Raw genomic sequence first — 19,731 nt, 5'->3', positions numbered from 1 at the left:
CGGGGGGATGAGGGGCGTCAGGTCAAGGACCGGCGCAGCCGTTCGAGCCGGCCGATGGCGCTGCCGTCGATCACGTCGTCGCCGACGTGTACGACCAGCCCGCTCAGCAGACTCGGGTCGACCTGTACGTGTACCTGGATCGGCTTGTCGTAGATGCGATGCAGCGAGGCGGCGAGCCGCTCGCGCTGCTGCGCCGACAGCTCGATCGCCGCGCGCACATGCGCCACGATCTGGTCGCGACGGGCCGCAGCCAGGTCGGACAGTTCGTCGAATGCCACCCCGACTGCCGTCTTCTGCCTGGTCACCACCTGCTCAGCCAGGGTTAGCGTGATGGATTCGGTCTTGCCGGTGAGCAGGCGATCGATCAGCTCCCGCTTCGCCTCGGCCGGCTTGGTCCGATCGGAAAGGGCCTGCTCGAGGTCGGGGTTGTCGCTGATGATCCGGCCGAGCCGGAACAGCTCGTCCTCGACCGCGTCGAGCCGGCCGCTGTCGGCCGCCGATTCCAGCAACGCCTCTTGCCCGAGCAACACCAGGGTGTCGACCAGGTCGGCGGTCCGGGACCAGTCCTGGGCCACGGCGGTGGTCAACACGGCCTGCGTGGCCGGGTTGACCTTTCCGCCGAAGACCCGCTCACTGAGCTCGGCCCGGACCGAGCCGGGCACCGACACGTCCGCGAGCGCAACACGCAGCGAACGCTGGTCGTCCAGCACGGCGACAACGGCGAACAGTTCGGAACCCGTTGTGGCCGCGACACTGTCGCTTCCGGTCAGAGCGGCCCTGAGCGCCTCCCGCGACCGGGCGCAGGCCTCGCGGCTCGCTGCGTACATGCTTCTCACTTTCGTGTCGCTACCTTCCGACCCCGATGCCGGCTTTCGACTCGTCGTCGAGCTCGGTCAGGAACCGCTCGATCGAGGCCGCCTGCTTAGCTTCGTCCGAAACCGACTGCCCGATAATCTTTTCGGCCAAATCTACGGCGGTATGGCCGAGTTCGGAGCGCAGTTCGGTAAGGATTTGCTGGCGCTGTGCTTCCAGCTGGCTGTGGCCCGCGGCAACGATGCGGTCACTTTCGGCCTGCGCGTCCGCGCGCATCTGCGCGAGAATCTGCTGGCCCTGGGTGCGCGCGTCCTCACGGATACGCGATGCCTCGAGCCGCGCTTCGGCCAGCTGCTGCTGGTACTGCTGCAGTGTGAGCTGGGCCTGTTCCTGCGCGGCCTCGGCCCGAGCGATGCCGCCCTCGATCTTATCGCTGCGCTCGTCGAGCACCTTGAGCACGCGCGGGATCACATATTTGTAGAAAACGACGCCGATGATCGCAATGCAGACCACCGACCACACGATGTCGTATGTCTCGGGGATGAGGGGGTTGATGTCTTCCCCAGCATCCGCGGCGAACACAGAAAGCCCGTTCATGGCAATCAGAAGATGAAGCCGGCCACAAGGCCGATCAGGGCGAGGGCCTCGGTGAACGCGATGCCGAGGAACATGTTGGTACGGATCGTGCCCTGGAGCTCGGGCTGACGGGCAATGCCCTCGATCGCCTTACCGACGACGATGCCTACACCGATGCCGGGGCCGATGGCGGCGAGACCGTAGCCGATAGCGCCGTATCCCTTGATCTTGTCAGAGTTCGAAGCGGCTTCCTGGGCCAGGTACGCGAGGCTCATGAGGTTCCATTTCCCTTTCTGTTGCTCACCCGCCGGTCGGCGTGTGTAGCAGGTATCCGGTAGTTGTGGGTCAGTGCGAATCTGCGTGCTGGGCGAGTCCGATGTAGACCGCGGTCAGCAGGGAGAAAACGTAGGCCTGCAAGAAGATGACCAGCAGCTCGAAGAGGGTGAATCCGAGACCCGCGAGCAGCGAGAACGGCGAGAACACCTTCATCCACGAGACGGCATCGAACAAGAAGAACCAGGTGGCGCTGAAGAAAAGCACCAGCATGATGTGCCCGGCCAGCATGTTGGCCATGAGTCGGACGGTCAGCGTGAACGGCCGCAGGATGAACGTCGAGACGAACTCGATCGGAATCAGCAACACGTGCAGCGCGGGCGGTACGTTCGGAACCACGATGCTGGCGCGCATGTAGGTGAAGAACCCGTACTTCTTGATTCCCACGTAGTTGAATGTGACGTAGGCGATCAGGGCCAGCACCAGCGGAAAGCCGATTCGGGCGTTCGACGAGATGTTCAAACCCGGAATGATGCCGGAGAAGTTCAGAAAGAGCACCGAGAAGAAGATTGTCGCGATGAGCGGAAAGTACTTGCGGCCGGATTCCTTACCCAGGATCTCGTCGCAAATCTGCTCCTTGACGAACACCAGACCGGTTTCGGCGACGTTCTGCAGTCCGCGCGGGACGAGACGGGGATTCCGGAATGCGAGCATCATCACGACAATCAGGACCGCCGACATGATCAGCCTGATCAGCATCAGGCGATCGAGTTCGAACGGCGTACCCTCGAACAGCAGCGCTGGAGGGAAGAAGTCGGACAGCGATGGCGCGTGGAACTCGCCCGCCAAAGTGGTGACGCTCAGCGTTCTCTCCCGTGTTCGGGCCGTGGGTTCGGTTGATCCCACGGTTCGATCGGACATTGACGATCAATTTGGGTCGACTCAGGTCGGCTCGAAGTTCGTCAGCAGCTGTGCGGCGGGTTTTGATTCCACCTGGCGTCTGTACGTGTGTCGGCGACATCGTCGACATGCAGAACCGGAACCCTCAGAGCCCGGCACGGCAGTAAGCATAGCGGCACTCGGAGGGATCTTGACGATCCCCCCTCGCTTGGTTGCTTGCTTACCAACACTTTACCAAGTTATCTACGACAGCGTGTAGGTGGGTGGGGATCAATCTTCCCGAGCGGGCGAATCCGGCGTCGCGTCCGGCACGGTTACGTACGGAACCTTCTGTCTGACAACGCCATACGTCTCCGCGCCGAGCACGATGAACAGCGCGCCGATCACGGTCAAGAAAAGGACCATTCGGTCATAAAAGTCGAATTGATTCAGTATTGCTATGACCAAAAGCGCAACCAGCATTTTACCGACCCAACTGGCCAGCATCACCATGCCCGCCGTGGACGGCGGCAATTTCGCGCCGAACAACACCACCGCGGCGGTGGTCAGAATGAAGCCGCCGCCGATGGCCGAGCCGATCAGCGCACCCCACAGGCCGGGCGTGCCCGCAGCCGCGGCGCCGATGGCGACGGACAACACCACCAGCACGCCCAAACCGATCAAGCCGTAGCGCAACGCCGCCTTGAGCGGGGCGTCGGGACCGGGGACCGGGGTGGGAGTGAAGTTCACATTCGCGAACCTTACCCGGACGGCGGCCGGTCCCCCGCTGCCTCCCCGCGGCGCAGCCCGGGAATGGCCGTGACGACGAGGGCGAAGACCAGCCCGCCCGCCACCAGCAGGACAACGAGTGTGAGGTTCATCAACGCGGTGCCGACGGCACCGAACGCGAGGATCCCGACCCATAAGTAGATGAGCAGCACCACCCGCCGGTGCGAATGCCCGATCTGCAGCAACCGGTGATGCAGGTGCATCTTGTCCGGAGTGGAGAAGCTCACACCCGCGCGCACCCGCCGGATGATCGCGAGCACCAGATCGAGCACCGGAATGAACATCACCGCGCCGACCAGCAGCAACGGCGAGAGCAGACCGACGATGTCGCGGGTGCCGAAGCCCTGCAGCGGGATGCGACCGGACGCGCTGGTGGAGACGGCGGCGAGGACGAGGCCGATCAGCATCGAGCCCGAGTCGCCCATGAATATCCGGGCGGGCTGGAAATTGTGCGGCAGGAAGCCGAGGCAGGCGCCGGCCAGCGCGGCGGCGAGCAACGCGGGCGGGTACGTGTCGACCGAACCGCCCTGCTCGTTCATCAAACCGATCGCGAACACGAAAACCGCGACCGCAGCGATCAATCCGAGTCCGGCCGCGAGCCCATCGAGCCCGTCGACGAAGTTCATCGCGTTGACCAGGGTCACGGTGACCGCCACCGTGACGAGGCCGCCCTGCAGCGCGTCCAGGAACACCGTGGTGTTGTTGAACGGGTTGTAGATGCTGTACCAGCTCAAACCCATCACGGCCATGACGCCCGCCGCGGTCACCTGTCCGGCGAACTTGGTCAGCGCGTCCAGGCCCCACCGGTCGTCGACGATGCCGACCGCGACGATGATAGTGCTCGCCACCAGCACCGCGAGCGGAATATTCGGGGTGTAGTCGAAGCCGCGGCGCAGCGCGGGCAGCCGGTACGCGAACAGCATCGCCGCGACCACGCCGACGTAGATGCCGACACCGCCCATCCTGGGGATCGGCTTGACGTGCACGTCACGTTCGCGCGGCACCGCCACGGCGCCGAATCCGATGGCGAGCACCCGGATTCCGCCGGTGGCGAGGAAGGTCACCACCGCGGAGATGAGCAGGACGAGCAATAGTTCGCGCAGCGGGACGACGGCACCCGAACCGGTCATCCGCGGTACCCACCGATCATCGGATGGCGGCGCTGGTCAGCGCCTCCGGCGACATACCGAGCACCTCGGCGATATCGGCGATGGGTACCGCGCCCTCGCGCAGGATGCGCGGCTGGTCGGCGGTGAGGTCGACGATGGTGGACGCGACGGCATGGTCGGCCGGACCGCCGTCGAGATAGACGTTGACCAGGTCGCCCAGTTGATCACGGGCCTCGTCGGAGGTCTTGGCGGGCGGCTGACCGGAGACGTTGGCGCTGGACACGGCCAGCGGGCCGACCTCGCGGAGCAGTTCCAGGGTGACCGGGTGCAGCGGCATCCGCAGCATCACCGTGCCGCGCGTGTCGCCGAGATCCCAGGCGAGCGAAGGCGCTTGCTGCACAACGAGACTCAGGCCGCCGGGCCAGAACGCCCGGATCAGCTCGCGGGCCTGCGGGCGGACCGAGAAGACCAGGCCGTCGATGGTGTGCCAGGAACCGACCAGCACCGGCACCGGCATGTCGCGGCCGCGCCGCTTGGCGGCGAGCAGCGAGCTCACCGCGGTGGAGTCGAAAGCGTCCGCGGCCAGCCCGTACAGCGTGTCGGTAGGCAGCACGACGAGTCGCCCGGATTTCAGGGCGCTGGTCGCTGCGGTCAGTCCGGCAGCGCGGGTGTCGGGATCCGCGCAGTCATAGACGGTACTCACGGGCATCATCTTGTCACGGGCACGCGAAGACACCACCATCCCCCGGCCCACGGTCCCAGCGAATGCCCCAATCCGGACATTGCGCGGTCAGGAACGGATCGCAGCGACGAAGCGGGGCTTGCCTGCGAGGTCGGGGTGTTCGACGATGTCGGTGAAGTCACCTTGTTTGCCGAGCAGAGCGGCGAGGTCGGAGCCGTTGGAGTCGTCGTGTTCGATGGCCGTGGCACCGCCTGCGCGCAGTAGGCGGGTGATGGTGGGGATCATCGCGCGGATGACGTCGAGGCCGTCTGGACCACTGAAGAGGGCCAGATGCGGATCGTGGTCGGCGACTTCGGGATCCAGTTGCGCGCCTTCGGGGATGTAGGGCGGATTGGACACCACGAGGTCGACTCGGCCGTCGAGTTCGGTCAGCAGGTTCGGGTCGGTGACATCGTCGGCGTGCAGGGTGATCGGGGTGTCACCGTCGGCGATGCACCGGTCGGCATTGCGCCGCGCCCACTGCAGTGCCGCCGAATCGAGTTCTACCGCATGCACATCGGCGTCGGGGCGCGCGTGCGCGATGGCCAGCGCCAGCGCACCGGAGCCGGTGCACAGGTCGACGACGACCGGCTGGTGATCGTGCGGCAGCGCCTCGAGTTGCGCCAGCGCCCAGGCGAACAGCAACTCGGTCTCCGGTCGCGGAATGAACACCCCGGGTCCGACCGCCAGGTCGATCTCCCCCATCGCCACAGTTCCGGTCAAGTGCTGCAACGGAATTCGCTGCGCCCGCTGGTCCACCAGCGCCCGGTAGTCGGCCAGTTGGCCGGGCGCGACGAGCGGGGTCAGCATGAGCCTGCTGCGCTCGACCCCGAGCACATGCGCGGCCAACTGCTCCGCATCGGCCTGCGGACTGTGCACCCCCGCCTGGCGGAGCGTCTCGACGGCTTCGTTGATGGCAGGGCGCAGGGGTACCCGGGTCACGGACATGACAGCAACTCTTCCCGAAAGGTGTTTACTCTGCGGCCATTCGAGCTTCGCGGTCGGCTTTGCCCAGGGCGTCGAGCAGCGGATCCAACTCACCGTCGAGCACGGCATCCAGGTTGTGCGCCTTGAAACCGATGCGGTGGTCGGCGATGCGGTTCTCCGGAAAGTTGTAGGTGCGGATGCGCTCGGAGCGGTCCACGGTGCGGATCTGGCTGGCCCGGCCCGCCGCCGCCTCCTGGTCGGCCTGTTCCTCGGCGAGGGCCTGCAGCCGGGCGGCGAGCACCTGCATGGCGCGAGCCTTGTTCTGCAGCTGCGAACGCTCGTTCTGGCAGGTCACCACGATGCCGGAGGGCAGGTGGGTGATGCGGACGGCGGAGTCGGTGGTGTTGACGCCCTGGCCGCCCTTGCCCGAGGAGCGGTAAACGTCGATGCGCAGGTCGGTTTCGTCGATCTGCACCGCCTCCACCTCGTCGGGTTCCGGGTAGATCAGCACGCCCGCGGCCGAGGTGTGGATGCGGCCCTGCGACTCGGTCACCGGAACGCGCTGCACCCGGTGCACGCCGCCCTCGAACTTGAAGCGTGACCAGACACCGTCGCGAGCGGCGTCGCGGCTCTTGATCGACAGCGTCGCGTCCTTGTACCCGCCGAGATCGGACACGGTGACGTCGAGGATCTCGACCTTCCAGCCGTGCCGTTCCGCATAGCGGACGTACATGCGGGCCAGGTCGGCGGCGAACAGCGCCGATTCCTCGCCGCCCTCACCGGATTTCACCTCGAGCACCACGTCGTCACCGTCGTGCGGGTCGCGCGGGGCGAGCAGGTCCGCGAGGGTCTGCTCCAGCTCGGCGACCTGACGTTCCAGGTCGGGCACCTCGGCGGCGAAGGTCGCGTCGTCGGCGCCCAGCTCCTGCGCGGCGGCCAGATCGTCGCGCGCGGACTTCAGCTTGGTGTAGGTGGCCATGATCGGCGCGAGCTCGGCGAATCGCTTGCCGACCCGGCGCGCGGCGCCCGGATCATTGTGCAGCGCCGGATCGGACAGCTGCGTCTCCAGGCCGGCGTGCTCGGCCAGAATGTCGTCGATCGCGGACGGTTGCGTCACGTGTGCTTCCTCTTTCTGATTTCCTGGTGAAAGGACGTCATACAAAACACCGACGCCCGGCCTGCGGAGCAGGACCGGGCGTCGGCGAGGAAGCTACTTGGCTGCGGCGTCGTCCGCGTCGGCCTTCTTGCCCGCGCGCTTGCCGTAGCGAGCCTCGAAGCGGGCCACACGGCCACCGGTGTCGAGGATCTTCTGCTTGCCGGTGTAGAACGGGTGGCACTGCGAGCAGACCTCGACGTTGATGTGTCCCGACTCCTTGGTGCTGCGAGTCTGGAACGTATTGCCGCAACCACAGACGACCGTGGTCTCGACATACGTGGGGTGGATTCCTGCCTTCATGGGTGTCCTCTCGATATTGGCCGCCGGGTCGCTCACGCGCGAATCGCGGGAACGTGAACCGGAGCCGACTTAGGCGGGAGGTCTGCTCGAAACAGAGCAGACGCAACGACCGTTCAGTATGCCAGAACAGTCCCTACGCTCCCAAAACACCCCCGGCAAGTGGTTTGTTCCCGCCCTAGGTACTCCCCCCATCGCCACCGCCCCAGGAAGTTCGGGCACGCGCGCCGCCGGTGTCTCGGGAACCCTGAAGACGGGTAGTTGGCTACTCAGGAATGCGAACAGTTTCGTTCATAGAGTTTGAGACCTTGCACAACGGCGTGCCGTGACCAGCGAAGGGAGAACTTGTGAACATCCGAGTCGCGTCGGCGATCTTCGGTCTGTTGACCCTCGCTGTCGCGGTCGCCTGGTGTGCTCTGCCGGACACCGCGACCACGGCAGCTCCGGGAACCGCCGTGTACGTCCAGGCTTCGACCACCGCTCCGGAGGGGAGTGCAGTGGCAAGCTCGGCGATCATTCTCGGTTTCCTGATCGGCGGCGCGGCCATCATCGGTCTCATGTTCTTCTGCCCCAGCACGCCGAAAGGGCCCCGCGAATGCGGAGCCCTCTCGGCGATACAACCTGCGAACTTACTCGTCCAGCGCGCCAGGCGCGGTCTTGCTCACCTGCATCAGGAACTCGAGGTTGTTCTTGGACTTCTTCAGACGGTCGATCAGCAGATCGATCGCCTGATGCGAGTCCAGGCCGGACAGTACGCGGCGCAGCTTGTGCAGCACCGCGGCCTCGTCGGGGTTGAGCAGTAGCTCGTCCTTACGAGTGCCGGACGGGTTGACGTCCACCGCGGGGAACACGCGCCGTTCCGCGATCTTGCGGTCCAGCTTGAGCTCCGCGTTACCGGTGCCCTTGAATTCCTCGAAGATGACCGTGTCACCGGTGGAACCGGTCTCCACCATCGCGGTCGCGATGATGGTGAGCGAGCCGCCGTTCTCGATGTTGCGCGCCGCGCCGAGGAACCGCTTGGGCGGGTACAGCGCGGTGGAATCGACACCACCGGACAGGATTCGGCCGGAAGCGGGGGAGGAGTTGTTGTACGCACGACCCAGTCGAGTGATCGAGTCGAGCAGCACGACAACGTCTTTGCCCATTTCCACCAGTCGCTTGGCCCGCTCGATGGCGAGCTCGGCGACCGAGGTGTGGTCTGACGGCGGGCGGTCGAAGGTGGAGGCGATGACCTCACCCTTCACCGAACGCTGCATGTCGGTGACCTCTTCCGGACGCTCGTCGACCAGCACGACCATGAGGTAGACCTCGGGATTGTTGATGGCGATGGCGTTCGCGATGTCCTGCATGATCGTCGTCTTACCGGCCTTGGGCGGCGAGACGATCAGGGCGCGCTGGCCCTTACCGATCGGCATGATCAGGTCGATGACGCGGGTGGTCAGCTTGTTCGGCTGAGTCTCCAGGCGCAGACGCTGATTCGGGTACAGCGGGGTGAGCTTGCTGAACTCGGGACGCCGCTTGGCCGCCTCGACCTCACCACCGTTGACCGTGTCCAGCCGGACCAGCGGATCGAACTTCTGCCGCTGGTTGCTCTGCTCACCGTCGCGCGGGGCACGCACCGCACCGGTGATCGCGTCACCGCGGCGCAGGCCGTTCTTGCGGACCAGGTTCATCGAGACGTAGACGTCGTTCGGCCCGGCCAGGTAGCCCGAGGTCCGGACGAAGGCGTAGTTGTCCAGCACGTCGAGGATGCCCGCGACCGGCTGCAACACGTCGTCTTCGCGGATCTCCAGCTCGCGCGCCTCGCCGCCACCGGTGCCCGGCTCGCGGTCACGACCACGACGCCGCTCGCGGAATCGGCGTCCCCGCCGGCCGCGACCGTCTCCTTCGTCGTCGTCCTGGTTGTTGCGGGCGTTGTTGCGGTCGTTGTTCCGGCCGCCGTTGGCGTTGCCGCCGCCGTTGCCGTTCTGGTTGTTGCGCTCACCGGACTGGCCGCGCTCACCCGACTGGCCGCGCTCGCCGGACTGATTGCGCTCACCCGACTGCGCACGGTCACCGGATTGGTTGCGCTCGCCCTGATTGCGCTCGCCGGACTGATTGCGCTCGGACTGATTCCGCTCGCCCGACTGGTTCCGCTGACGACGCTCGCCCTGCTCGGTGTCCTGCTTCGGCTCGTCACCACGCGCATCGGCCGAAGCGGTCTCGCCGCCGCCGGATCGCGCCTGGTCACGGCCGCGCCGCTGCCGACCACGACCACGCTGACCGCCATCACGACCGGAATCCTCGCCGGATTCGGTCGTGTTGGCCGCGGTGGCCTCGGCCGGCGCCGAGTTCACGGGAGCGGATTCCTTCGCCGGGGCAGCAGCCTCGACGACGGGAGCTTCCTTTGCCGGGGTGGGATCCACATCGAGGGTCCCCTGTTCTGCCCGAGCGGGCGCCGAGCGAGTCGTCGGCGCTTCCGTGCTGGCAGGTGTATCGGCCTTGGCGGAAACCGCAGACTTGGCCTGTCCCCCTTCGGGCTTTTCACCCTTGGCCGGTTTCCCGGACTGATTTTCCTTGATAGCGGCGATCAAATCGCCTTTGCGCATTCCGGAGGTGCCTCGGATACCGAGCTCCCCCGCGAGCGCGCGCAACTGCGGCAACAACATTCCAGTCAGCCCCGATCGTGCGACGTCGGTTTGTTCGCTCATCTTCGAAATCTGTCCGGAGTCACTTTCGCGGTCCCCCGGAGATGTTGGGTTGGAATCCACCCCGGGTGTTGCGAGCAGGTCCGTATCTGTCACGGAAATCCTTTCCTTCCCCCGATTGCCGTGTGCTGTTTCGAGGGTTCGTCCCGCAGTCCGGGCATTCTGCCGGACTCGGATGCGTCCGTCCGCTTCGCCACCGGTGGTGTGAGGTGGGGAGTGATCATTCCAGTTGCGCAGCTACGCAGCACCCCCATGGCCTGGAGGCTCGAGCCTGGAGCGTGCTGGAGCGATTGCCCTGATGAAGCACCGGCGTCTGATGCGCACGATGTACGGACTCGCTCAGGATAGCTGCCCATTGCGAATCTCGGCAAGCCAGACTCGCCGTCAGTCGGTCAGTACTCCATCGGCCAATCCGGGTTCGACCACTCGCAACCCATCCATGGCCGCGAGTTCACGGAGTTCGGCGGGGAATTCGCCGGTACTCAAGGCCAATACGGTGGGACCGGCACCCGAGACGGTGGCCGCGATGCCCGCCGCGCGCAGCCGGGAAATCCAGGTGGTGGTCAGCGGTAGCGCGGGCGCACGCTGGGCCTGGTGCAGCCGGTCGGCCGTCGCGGGCATCAGCAGGTCGGGGCGCTGGGTCAGCGCCACCACCGCGAGCGCGGCCCGGCTGACGTTGAACGCGGCGTCGCCGTGCGGCACCACCTCGGGCAGCAAACCCCTGGTGTGCGCGGTGGCCGAGCGTTCCTCCGGAATGAGCACGAAGGGCCGCAGCGACGGATGCGGGTCGAGCCGCACGGCCCGGTAGACCCGGCCGTGGTGCTCGGCCATCGGAACGCCGTCCTGGCCGATATCGGCGGCCCGGTCGGTCTCGGTCCAGGACACCACGATGCCGCCGAGCACGCTGGCCGCCGCATTGTCCGGGTGGCCCTCGAATTCCGCTGCCAGCTGCACCAATTGGTCGGTGGAGCCGGCCAGCGCCGGATCGAATTTCGCCGCGATGGCACAGCCTGCGGCCAGCCCGCCGACGACGGCCGAGGCCGACGAACCGAGCCCGCGCGAATGCGGAATCACGTTGCGGCACACCACATCGAGGCCGTCGGCCCAGACACCCGCCGATTCGAGTCCGCGCTCGATCGCGCGCACCACGAGATGCGAAGGGCCCCAGGGGACGTCGTCGGCGCCCTCACCCTCGACCCGGATGGTGAGCCCGGAATCGGTAGTGCGCACCTCGATCTCGTCGTAGAGGGCCAATGCCATTCCGAGCGAATCGAACCCGGGACCGAGGTTCGCGGTGGACGCGGGCACCCGCGCGGTTACCGAAAGGCCTGCGGGCAGCGTGCGATTCACGCTCGTGTTGCGCGTGCGCACCGACAACTGGCCTTCGCGCGGACTCACCTCAGGCCAGCTCTAGTTCGTGAGCGACCGCGACCGGGTCGACCGGAATCGCCTGTACCTGCGGCATTCCCAGCAGCGCGGTGTCGGGGTCCTTGAGCCCGTTGCCGGTGACGGTGCACACGACGGTCAGGCCCGAGTCCAGCCAGCCCTCCTGGTGCGCGGCGAGCAGACCGGCGACGCTGGCCGCCGACGCGGGCTCGACGAACACGCCCTCGCGGGCGGCGACCAGGCGGTACGCCGCCAGGATCTCGTCGTCGGTGGCCGCGCGGAACGCACCACCGGACTCTTCTTTCGCCGCCATCGCGCCGTTCCAGGACGCGGGCGCGCCGATCCGGATGGCCGTCGCGATGGTCTCCGGGTTGCTCACCGGCGCACCGTTGACCAGCGGCGCGGCCCCGGCGGCCTGCACGCCGAGCATGCGCGGCAGCTGGGTGGTGATGCCGTCGGCGTAGTACTCGCGGTAGCCGCGCCAGTACGCGGTGATGTTGCCCGCGTTGCCCACCGGCAGCGCGTGCACATCGGGGGCCTTGCCGAGCACGTCGCAGATCTCGAACGACGCGGTCTTCTGGCCCTCGATGCGGGCCGGGTTCACCGAGTTGACCAGGCCGATGCTGGGAAAGTCCGAGGTGACCTTGCGGGCCAGCTCCAGACAGTCGTCGAAGTTGCCGTCCACCTGAATGATCTTGGCGCCCAACATGACCGCCTGGGCCAGCTTGCCCATCGCGATCTTGCCCTGCGGGATCAGCACGGCGCAGGTCATGCCCGCGCGGGTGGCGTAGGCCGCGGCGGATGCCGAGGTGTTGCCGGTGGACGCGCAGAGCACCGCCTGCTGGCCCTGGTACTTGGCGTCGGTGATCGCGACCGTCATGCCGCGGTCCTTGAACGAGCCGGTCGGGTTCAGGCCCTCGACCTTGAGATAAACATCACATCCGGTCAATTCGGACAGATGCGGTGCGGGCACCAGCGGCGTTCCGCCCTCGTACAGGGTGACCGGCTCCCATTCCGCCGCACCCGCGATCCGATCGCGGTAGGCCGCGATCAGACCGGGCCAGCGGGAGTGCACTCCTGCCTGCGGCGCCACGCCAGTCCTACTCATTCTTCGGTGCCTTCCAATCTAAGAACGCTGGTGATTGATGTGACGGATTCCATCTCGCCGAGGGCGGCGACGGTGTCCGCGAGCGCTGATTCCACGGCGTGGTGGGTGACCACGACCAAGCGAGCACCCGTGCCGTGCCCCTCTTGGCGGACGGTCGAAATGCTCACCTCGTGCTTGGCGAATTCGCCCGCTACCGCGGCAAGAACCCCGGGACGGTCTGCCACCTGCAGGTTCACGTGGTAGCGGGTGGGCGTATCGCCGATCGGCGCGATCGGTAGCTCAGCATAAACCGATTCGCCGGGCGCACGGCCACCGTAGAACTTGTTGCGCGCGGCCATCACCAGATCGCCGAGCACCGCGGACGCGGTCGGCGCGCCACCGGCGCCCTGTCCGTAGAACATCAGCCGTCCGGCGTTCTCCGCCTCGACGACCACCGCGTTGAACGCGCCGCTCACGGCGGCCAGCGGATGCTTGCGCGGCACCAGCGCCGGGTAGACGCGCACCGAAACGCGGTCCTTGCCGCCCTCGGCCACGGTCGGCTCGCCCGGTCCGGCGGGCACCCGCTCGCAGATGGCGAGCAGCTTGACCGTGCAGTTCAGCGCGGACGCGGTCTCCAGGTCCTCGGAGCTGATCTTGGAGATGCCCTCGCGGTACACGTCGGCCGCGGTGACCCTGGTGTGGAACGCGAGCGAGGCGAGGATCGCGGCCTTGGCGGCGGCGTCGTAGCCCTCCACGTCGGCGGTCGGATCGGCCTCCGCGTAGCCGAGGCGGGTGGCCTCCTTCAGGGTGACCTCGTAGTCGGCGCCGGTCTCGTCCATCGCGGAGAGGATGAAGTTGGTGGTGCCGTTGACGATGCCGACCACCCGGTTGACCCGGTCACCGGCCAGCGACTGGATGAGCGGGCGGACCACCGGGATGGCGCCGGCCACCGCGGCCTCGAAGTACAGGTCGGCGCGGTTGCGTTCGGCCGCCGCCGCGAGTTCGCCGGTGTAATCGGCCAGCAGCGCCTTGTTCGCGGTCACCACGGATTTGCCCGCGTTCAGCGCGGCCAGGATCAGGCGGCGCGGCGGGTCGATGCCGCCGATCACCTCGACCACCAGGTCGACGTCGTCGCGGGCGACCAGGGCGTCCGCGTCGGTGGTCAGCAGATGCGGCGGCAGGCCGCGATCGTTGTCGAGATTGCGAACCGCGACGCCGCGCAACACCAGCGGCGCACCCACGCGCGAACGCAGATCTTCGGAATGATCGCGCAGAATCCGCACGACCTCGGTGCCGACATTGCCCATACCGAGGACCGCTACACCGATCGGCTGATCTCTCCCCCAGGTGTTCTGAGCGGGATTTGTCATGATTCAACCTCCAAGCTGAGCAGATCCGCCACCGTTTCCCGGCGCAGAATGAGACGCGGTTGTCCGTCGCGCACCGCGACCACCGCGGGGCGGGTCAGCTGGTTGTATCGGCTGGACATCGAATAGCAGTACGCGCCGGTCGCGGCGACGGCGACGAGGTCGCCGGGGCCGACGTCCTCGGGCATCCAGGTGTCGCGGATGACGATATCGCCACTCTCGCAATGCTTTCCGACGACCCGCGCGACCACGGCAGCGGCCTCGGACGAGCGGGAGACCAGGCGGCAGTCGTAGTCCGCCTGATACAGCGCCGGGCGGATGTTGTCGCTCATGCCGCCGTCGACGCTGACGTAGCGCCTGCGCAGGCCGCCGTCGAGGGAGACGTCCTTGATGGTGCCGACCTCGTACAGCGTGACCGTGCCGGGTCCGGCGATGGCGCGGCCGGGCTCGACCGCGATCTTCGGCTGCGGCAGGCCGATGGCGGCCGCCTCCGCGGCGACCAGGTCACGCACCTTCGCGGCGAAGTCGTCCAGCGGCGGCGGGTCATCGTTCGGCAGGTACGAAATACCAAGTCCGCCACCGAGATCCAGCGTGGAGATCTGCGCGGTGCGGTCGACGCCGAACTTCTCGATGGCGTCGTGCAGCAACCGCAGCATGCGGCGCGCGGCGATCTCGAAGCCGTCGATCTCGAAGATCTGCGAGCCGATGTGGCTGTGCAGGCCAACCAGGCGCAGGTTGTCCGCGTCGAAGACGCGCGCGAGCGCCTCCATCGCGTCGCCGCCGGCGATCGAGAAGCCGAACTTCTGATCCTCGTGCGCGGTCGAAATGTATTCGTGCGTATGGGCTTCCACGCCGACGGTGACGCGGACCAGCACGTCCTGCACGACACCGGCGCGGCCCGCGATGGCCTCGAGACGCTCGATCTCGATCAGCGAGTCGACCACCACGTGGCCGACCCCGGCCGCGACGGCCGCTTCCAGCTCGGTCGCCGATTTGTTGTTGCCGTGCAACGCAATTCGCTCGGCCGGGAAATCGGCGTGCAGCGCCACCGCGAGCTCGCCGCCGGAGCACACATCCAGCGAGAGGCCCTCGTCGCGGATCCAGCGGGCGATCTCGCCGCACAGGAAAGCCTTGGACGCGTAGTGCACTCGGGCGTTCGGGCCGAACGCGCGCACCATGTCGCGGCAGCGGGAACGGAAGTCGTCCTCGTCGATCACGAACAGCGGGGTACCGAACTCGGCGGCCAATTCGTGCACCGGCACACCGGCCAGCCGCACCACGCCGTCGGCGTCACGGGACGCGTTGCGCGGCCAGACATTCGCGGGCAGATCGATCATCTGCTGCGGGTCACGGGGGCGCTCCGGCAGATTGGGGGCGTGCGGAATTTCAGCGTGCCGAGGCCCAGCCGGGTGCGCACTCATAGTAGGTCCTCTCTGACGCTCGTCTGAAAAGTCTTGTGCCCGTTCACATGCGCTCCGGTGCGCTGACGCCGAGCAGGGCGAGTCCGTTCGCGAGAACCTGACGGGTCGCGTTGACCATCACCAAGCGCGCGGCATTGGTCGGGCTGACCGGCTCGTCCCCGAGGGGCAGCACGCGCAGGTTCTTGTTGGTCTGGAAGCGGTGGTAGGTACCGGCCAGTTCCTCCAGGTAGCGGGCCACCCGGTGCGGCTCGCGCAGGGCGGCGGCACTGCTCACCACCCTGGGGTACTCGCCGAGGGTGCGGATGAGTTCGCCCTCCTCGTCGGAGGTCAGCAGCGCGAGATCCGGTGTCACCTTGTCGTATTCGAGCTCGGCGGCATTGCGCGCGATCGACGCGGTCCGCGCGTGCGCGTATTGCACGTAGTAGACCGGGTTTTCGCTGCTCTGACTGGTCCAGAGGTCGAGGTCGATATCGATGCTCGAATTCACCGAGGAACGAACCAGTACATACCGGCCCGCGTCGACGCCGATCGCCTCGACCAAATCCTCGAGCGTGACCACGGTGCCCGCACGCTTGCTCATTTTCACGGCGACGCCGTCTTTGAGCAGATTCACCATCTGCCCGATCAGCACCTCGACGGTGGCCGGATCATCCCCGGAAACCGACGCGATCGCCTTCAATCGACCGATATAGCCGTGGTGGTCGGCGCCGAGCATGTAAATGCACAGATCGAAACCGCGATCCCGCTTGTTCTGGAAGTAGGCGATATCGCCCGCGACATAAGCGGGTTTGCCGTCGCTTTTGATGACAACGCGATCCTGATCGTCACCGTATTCCGAACTCGCGATCCACCAGGCGCCGTCCTTTTCATAAAGGTCGCCGGAATCCTTCAGCTTCGCGACGGCCTGCTCCACCGCGCCGGACTCGAACAGCGAGCTCTCGTTGAAGAACACGTCGAAGTCGGTGCCGAACTCGTGCAGCGACTGCCGGATCTGCGCGAACATCAGCTCGACGCCCTCGGCGCGGAACAGTTCCTGCCGTTCGTCCTCGGGCAGCGAGGGGGCCTCCGGGTGCGCGGCCACGATGGTGGCCGCGATCTCGCCGATGTAGGCGCCCGCGTAGCCGTCGTCCGGGGTCGGCGCGCCGGTGGCCGCCGCGACCAGCGACCTGGCGAACCGTTCGATCTGCGCGCCGTGATCGTTGAAGTAGTACTCGCGCACCACGTCGGCGCCCTGCGCGGCCAGGATCCGGCCGAGCGCGTCGCCCGCCGCGGCCCACCGGGTGCCGCCGAGATGCACCGGCCCGGTCGGGTTGGCGGAAACGAACTCCAGGTTGATCCTGGTGCCCTTCAGCGTCTCCGAGCTGCCGTACGCCGTGCCGGCGGCGAGCACCTGCTCCAGGATCGCGCCCTGCGCGGACGCGGCGAGCCGGATGTTCAGGAAGCCGGGCCCGGCCACCTCGGCCGAGGCCACCTCGTCGGCGGCGCTGAGCGCCTCGGCGAGCCAGGTCGCCAGATCACGCGGATTCGCGCCTGCCTTTTTCGCGACCTTCATCGCCACATTCGTGGCATAGTCACCGTGTTCAGGGTTGCGGGGGCGCTCGACAGTGACCTCGTCGGGCAGGACCGCGGGGTCCAGTCCGCGTTCGACAAGCACCTTCGCCGCAGTGGCGCGAAGGAGATCTGCAAGGTCAGCTGGAGTCACGAGTCTCTATCCTATGGTCTTGGCGGGTGTACACCTCGAGTGGGCACTGCGCCGGAACCGTCCGCAATCCACAGCACGTGCGGATCCATCACTTCGAGAGAGCACAACGAGCGATGCCGAGTAGTCCCAGCGCCAAATCGGCCAAGGCCGCCGCCAAGTTGTCCGGGTCCCGCAAAGGGGGCGGGCGCGGCCAACTTCCCAAGAAGAATCGTCAGATCCCCTGGCTGGCCATCGGCGCGGCCGTAGTCATCATCGCACTGATCGGCGCCCTCGCCTACAGCCTGGTACCCAAGTACCAGGAGAAGGCGGACTTGGAGAAGTTCACGCCGAGCGCGGAACGCAAGGATCCCTCCGATGCGATCCCCGGCGTGGTCAAGAAGGAATACCCGGCCGGGCTGCACATCGGGCCGACCCAGCGGGTGGCCTACGACCAGAGCCCCGCGTTCGGCGGACCGCACGACGCTTCCTGGGCGACCTGCACCGGTGTCGTCTACGACAAGCCGATCCGGATGGAGAACGCGGTGCACTCGCTCGAGCACGGCGCGGTGTGGATCGCCTACAACCCGGACAAGGTGGATGCCGCGGGCATCGCCTCGCTGAAGAGCAAGGTGCAGGGCAAGCCGTACTCGTTGATGTCGCCGTATCCCGGTTTGGACCACGCGGTTTCGCTGCAGTCGTGGGGGCATCAGCTGAAGCTGGACAGCGCCGACGACAATCGTGTCGGCCAGTTCATCACGGCGCTGCGCCTGAACAACTACACCTACCCCGAGGTCGGCGCGGACTGCTCGACGATCGCGTTCGACACCGACAACCCGCCGCCGTTCGACCCGACGCCGCCCGGACCGAACGCGGTGCCGATGGACGGCAAGGGCCTGCAGCAGGATCAGGGCGAGGTCGGCGGAATGCCCGGCGGTCTGCCGGGCGTGCCCGGGGTTCCCGGCCTGCCCGGTCTGCCCGGCGCGCCGGTCCCGAACCAGCCCGCACCGCGGCCCGCGCCGAATCCGGCTAAGCCCGCGCCGGGCCAGCCGCAGCCGAGCCAGTAGTGACCACCGAGGTCGAGCCGGATTCCACGGAATCCGGCCTCGGCGCCCAGGTCCGCCGCCAGCGCACCGCGCTGCTGGTCCTCGGCGTGCTCGGCGCCATCCTGATCGGCGTCGCCATCGGCACGCTGATCCGGCTGCCGCTGAACAACTCGTCCGAACCGGATCCCGGCGCGGTGGACGTCGGCTTCACCCAGGACATGTCGGCCCACCACGCGCAGGCCGTCGAGATGGCGGGCGTGGTGCTGGTCCGCTCCACCGACACCGACGTGCGCCGCCTCGCCTACGACATCATGACCACCCAGCAGAACCAGGTCGGCCGGATGCAGGGCTGGCTGCAGCTGTGGGGCAAGCCCGCGCAGAGCGTCGACGGTTACATGGGCTGGATGAACGACCAGCCCGGCGGCCACGGGCACGCCGGCGCGACCCAGACCATGTCCGGCCCGATGCAGACCATGCCGGGCATGGCCACCCCCGCCGAGCTGGCCGCGCTGCGCCAGGCCACCGGCCCGCAGCTCGACACCCTCTTCCTGCAACTCATGCTGCGCCACCACCAGGGCGGCCTCTCGATGATCCAATACGCGGCCCAGCACGCCGAAACCACCGCCGTGCGCACCCTCGCCGACACCATGGACAAAACCCAACGCGGCGAAGCCGACCTCATCACCACCATGCTCACCGCCCGCGGCGCCACCCCCCTCCCGCCGAACTGACCCCCAACCGCCGCCCCCGACAACCCTTTTTGGCTCCCGGCGACCGATGCGATACGCTTTCCCCGCCCGATCGGCGGCTCCCCGCCCCCGCTCGAGTCCTATCCCGCCCTCGTAGCTCAGGGGATAGAGCGTCTGCCTCCGGAGCAGAAGGCCGCAGGTTCGAATCCTGCCGAGGGCACCACCGAAAGAGGCCCCGACCAGCTGGTCGGGGCCTCTTTTGTTCAACCGCAACGGTTCTCAGGCGCAGCTGACCTGGAAGGCGGCGGTCTGGGTGGCGGCGGGGATGACGTCCAGCTTGACCGAGGTCGTGCTCTTCGGCTCGCAGCCGGATGCCGAAGTGAACTGGGCCAGGTAGCAGCCGGGGGCCAGGTTTGTGGTGGCGGTGCCGTCCGGGCCGGTGGTCAGGGTGGTGAGCATCGGGCCTGCCGCGCAGGTGGTGATGCCGACCTGGACGCCCGCGACAGCCGACGACTCGGACCCGGTGGTCGCGGCCTGCACCCGCAGCGTTCCCTGCCCGGCGGGGGCCGGGTCGGCTCCCGCGGTACCCGCGCCCTGCGCGATCGCCAGTAGTCCGACGCCGAGGACGGACATGACGAATAGTCTGCGCATCCGAATCTCCTTCTGCACGAATGAAGATGGGCGGTGATCCCGCACCCGGCCAATATAGGCGTCCGCCGGCGGAACGTCGCCGTGCACCCGGTGACCGGCGCGGCCGTCGCCGCGGCCGGGGCCGTTTTCCGCTCGCTCGGCGGCGCGGTTGCCGTAACCTTCGAGTGAGCCGAGGGGGG

19 protein-coding genes and 1 tRNA gene are annotated in these 19,731 nt (G+C 67.3%); 3 read left to right on the top strand and 17 right to left on the bottom strand.

All coding sequences use genetic code 11. The features are described 5' to 3' along the window. Positions 1-17: 17 nt before the first annotated feature. The 16 genes from ACFWF1_RS24465 to argS form a co-directional block, all read right to left on the bottom strand. The gene (locus ACFWF1_RS24465) at positions 18-827 is read right to left on the bottom strand and encodes a F0F1 ATP synthase subunit delta (protein ID WP_379286296.1); all 810 of its coding nucleotides are present in this window, start codon (positions 825-827) and stop codon (positions 18-20) included. A 19-nt stretch (positions 828-846) separates the two neighbouring features. Next, a complete protein-coding gene (locus ACFWF1_RS24460) occupies positions 847-1,410 on the bottom strand; it encodes a F0F1 ATP synthase subunit B (RefSeq protein WP_379286297.1) in 564 nt (187 codons plus the stop codon). Between the two features lie 5 nt (positions 1,411-1,415). Next, positions 1,416-1,664: an ATP synthase F0 subunit C gene (locus tag ACFWF1_RS24455; RefSeq protein WP_150407935.1), complete on the bottom strand. Its 249-nt coding sequence runs from the start codon at positions 1,662-1,664 to the stop codon at positions 1,416-1,418. A 70-nt stretch (positions 1,665-1,734) separates the two neighbouring features. Then, positions 1,735-2,583 carry a F0F1 ATP synthase subunit A gene (gene atpB, locus ACFWF1_RS24450; RefSeq protein ID WP_379286299.1) on the bottom strand — a complete coding sequence of 283 codons (849 nt, stop codon included), beginning with the start codon at positions 2,581-2,583 and terminating at the stop codon, positions 1,735-1,737. A 249-nt stretch (positions 2,584-2,832) separates the two neighbouring features. Continuing rightward, positions 2,833-3,291: a hypothetical protein gene (locus ACFWF1_RS24445; RefSeq protein ID WP_379286301.1), complete on the bottom strand. Its 459-nt coding sequence runs from the start codon at positions 3,289-3,291 to the stop codon at positions 2,833-2,835. Between the two features lie 11 nt (positions 3,292-3,302). Next, the gene (locus ACFWF1_RS24440) at positions 3,303-4,460 is read right to left on the bottom strand and encodes an MraY family glycosyltransferase (protein ID WP_357386781.1); all 1,158 of its coding nucleotides are present in this window, start codon (positions 4,458-4,460) and stop codon (positions 3,303-3,305) included. Between the two features lie 16 nt (positions 4,461-4,476). After that, positions 4,477-5,142: an L-threonylcarbamoyladenylate synthase gene (locus tag ACFWF1_RS24435; RefSeq protein ID WP_379286302.1), complete on the bottom strand. Its 666-nt coding sequence runs from the start codon at positions 5,140-5,142 to the stop codon at positions 4,477-4,479. 87 nt (positions 5,143-5,229) lie between these two features. After that, positions 5,230-6,102: a peptide chain release factor N(5)-glutamine methyltransferase gene (prmC, locus tag ACFWF1_RS24430; protein WP_379286604.1), complete on the bottom strand. Its 873-nt coding sequence runs from the start codon at positions 6,100-6,102 to the stop codon at positions 5,230-5,232. A 31-nt stretch (positions 6,103-6,133) separates the two neighbouring features. Further along, a complete protein-coding gene (prfA, locus tag ACFWF1_RS24425; protein ID WP_357386777.1) occupies positions 6,134-7,204 on the bottom strand; it encodes a peptide chain release factor 1 in 1,071 nt (356 codons plus the stop codon). Positions 7,205-7,297: 93 nt separating this feature from the next. After that, entirely contained in the window at positions 7,298-7,543 is a 246-nt protein-coding gene (gene rpmE, locus ACFWF1_RS24420) for a 50S ribosomal protein L31 (RefSeq protein ID WP_150407940.1), read from the bottom strand. 626 nt (positions 7,544-8,169) lie between these two features. Next, a complete protein-coding gene (gene rho, locus ACFWF1_RS24415) occupies positions 8,170-10,323 on the bottom strand; it encodes a transcription termination factor Rho (protein ID WP_379286305.1) in 2,154 nt (717 codons plus the stop codon). A 288-nt stretch (positions 10,324-10,611) separates the two neighbouring features. After that, entirely contained in the window at positions 10,612-11,577 is a 966-nt protein-coding gene (thrB, locus tag ACFWF1_RS24410; protein WP_379286606.1) for a homoserine kinase, read from the bottom strand. Between the two features lie 49 nt (positions 11,578-11,626). Then, complete coding sequence (gene thrC / locus ACFWF1_RS24405; RefSeq protein WP_379286306.1) at positions 11,627-12,721, bottom strand: threonine synthase; 1,095 nt, start codon at positions 12,719-12,721, stop codon at positions 11,627-11,629. Continuing rightward, entirely contained in the window at positions 12,718-14,070 is a 1,353-nt protein-coding gene (locus ACFWF1_RS24400; protein WP_357386771.1) for a homoserine dehydrogenase, read from the bottom strand. Before ACFWF1_RS24400 ends, thrC begins: the two co-directional genes overlap by 4 nt. Then, a complete protein-coding gene (lysA, locus tag ACFWF1_RS24395) occupies positions 14,067-15,488 on the bottom strand; it encodes a diaminopimelate decarboxylase (protein WP_379286308.1) in 1,422 nt (473 codons plus the stop codon). The genes ACFWF1_RS24400 and lysA overlap by 4 nt, the downstream gene beginning before the upstream one ends. Positions 15,489-15,531: 43 nt before the next feature. Next, a complete protein-coding gene (gene argS / locus ACFWF1_RS24390; RefSeq protein WP_379286310.1) occupies positions 15,532-17,190 on the bottom strand; it encodes an arginine--tRNA ligase in 1,659 nt (552 codons plus the stop codon). 113 nt (positions 17,191-17,303) lie between these two features. On the opposite strand from argS, the gene ACFWF1_RS24385 reads away from it, so the two are divergent. The 3 genes from ACFWF1_RS24385 to ACFWF1_RS24375 all read left to right on the top strand — a co-directional run bounded on the left by ACFWF1_RS24385 (position 17,304) and on the right by ACFWF1_RS24375 (position 19,124). Beyond that, positions 17,304-18,233, top strand: a complete 930-nt coding sequence (locus tag ACFWF1_RS24385; protein ID WP_379286312.1) for a DUF3105 domain-containing protein — start codon at positions 17,304-17,306, stop codon at positions 18,231-18,233. After that, positions 18,233-18,943, top strand: coding sequence for a DUF305 domain-containing protein (locus ACFWF1_RS24380; RefSeq protein ID WP_379286314.1), 711 nt, complete (start codon positions 18,233-18,235; stop codon positions 18,941-18,943). Before ACFWF1_RS24385 ends, ACFWF1_RS24380 begins: the two co-directional genes overlap by 1 nt. Positions 18,944-19,048: 105 nt before the next feature. Further along, positions 19,049-19,124, top strand: a tRNA-Arg gene (locus tag ACFWF1_RS24375). A gap of 56 nt (positions 19,125-19,180) precedes the next feature. Here ACFWF1_RS24375 and ACFWF1_RS24370 read toward each other — a convergent pair. Then, on the bottom strand, positions 19,181-19,552 hold the full coding sequence (locus ACFWF1_RS24370; protein WP_379286315.1) for a hypothetical protein: 372 nt from the start codon (positions 19,550-19,552) through the stop codon (positions 19,181-19,183). Positions 19,553-19,731 lie beyond the last annotated feature (179 nt).

Source organism: Nocardia sp. NPDC060255, from assembly GCF_042727395.1.
In the GTDB taxonomy this organism is placed as follows: domain Bacteria; phylum Actinomycetota; class Actinomycetes; order Mycobacteriales; family Mycobacteriaceae; genus Nocardia.
Note: the sequence above shows the minus strand (reverse complement) of the source record. Positions and strands in the feature narration are given on the sequence as shown.

What these genes read in the sequence shown, in the direction of transcription:
- rpmE (WP_150407940.1), bottom strand. Translation starts at nt 7,543, where the DNA reads ATGAAGGCAGGAATCCACCCCACGTATGTCGAGACCACGGTCGTCTGT.
- atpB (WP_379286299.1), bottom strand. Translation starts at nt 2,583, where the DNA reads ATGTCCGATCGAACCGTGGGATCAACCGAACCCACGGCCCGAACACGG.
- lysA (WP_379286308.1), bottom strand. Translation starts at nt 15,488, where the DNA reads ATGAGTGCGCACCCGGCTGGGCCTCGGCACGCTGAAATTCCGCACGCC.
- ACFWF1_RS24440 (WP_357386781.1), bottom strand. Translation starts at nt 4,460, where the DNA reads ATGACCGGTTCGGGTGCCGTCGTCCCGCTGCGCGAACTATTGCTCGTC.
- ACFWF1_RS24460 (WP_379286297.1), bottom strand. Translation starts at nt 1,410, where the DNA reads ATGAACGGGCTTTCTGTGTTCGCCGCGGATGCTGGGGAAGACATCAAC.
- ACFWF1_RS24385 (WP_379286312.1), top strand. Translation starts at nt 17,304, where the DNA reads ATGCCGAGTAGTCCCAGCGCCAAATCGGCCAAGGCCGCCGCCAAGTTG.
- thrC (WP_379286306.1), bottom strand. Translation starts at nt 12,721, where the DNA reads ATGAGTAGGACTGGCGTGGCGCCGCAGGCAGGAGTGCACTCCCGCTGG.
- ACFWF1_RS24370 (WP_379286315.1), bottom strand. Translation starts at nt 19,552, where the DNA reads ATGCGCAGACTATTCGTCATGTCCGTCCTCGGCGTCGGACTACTGGCG.
- ACFWF1_RS24465 (WP_379286296.1), bottom strand. Translation starts at nt 827, where the DNA reads ATGTACGCAGCGAGCCGCGAGGCCTGCGCCCGGTCGCGGGAGGCGCTC.
- ACFWF1_RS24455 (WP_150407935.1), bottom strand. Translation starts at nt 1,664, where the DNA reads ATGAGCCTCGCGTACCTGGCCCAGGAAGCCGCTTCGAACTCTGACAAG.
- ACFWF1_RS24400 (WP_357386771.1), bottom strand. Translation starts at nt 14,070, where the DNA reads ATGACAAATCCCGCTCAGAACACCTGGGGGAGAGATCAGCCGATCGGT.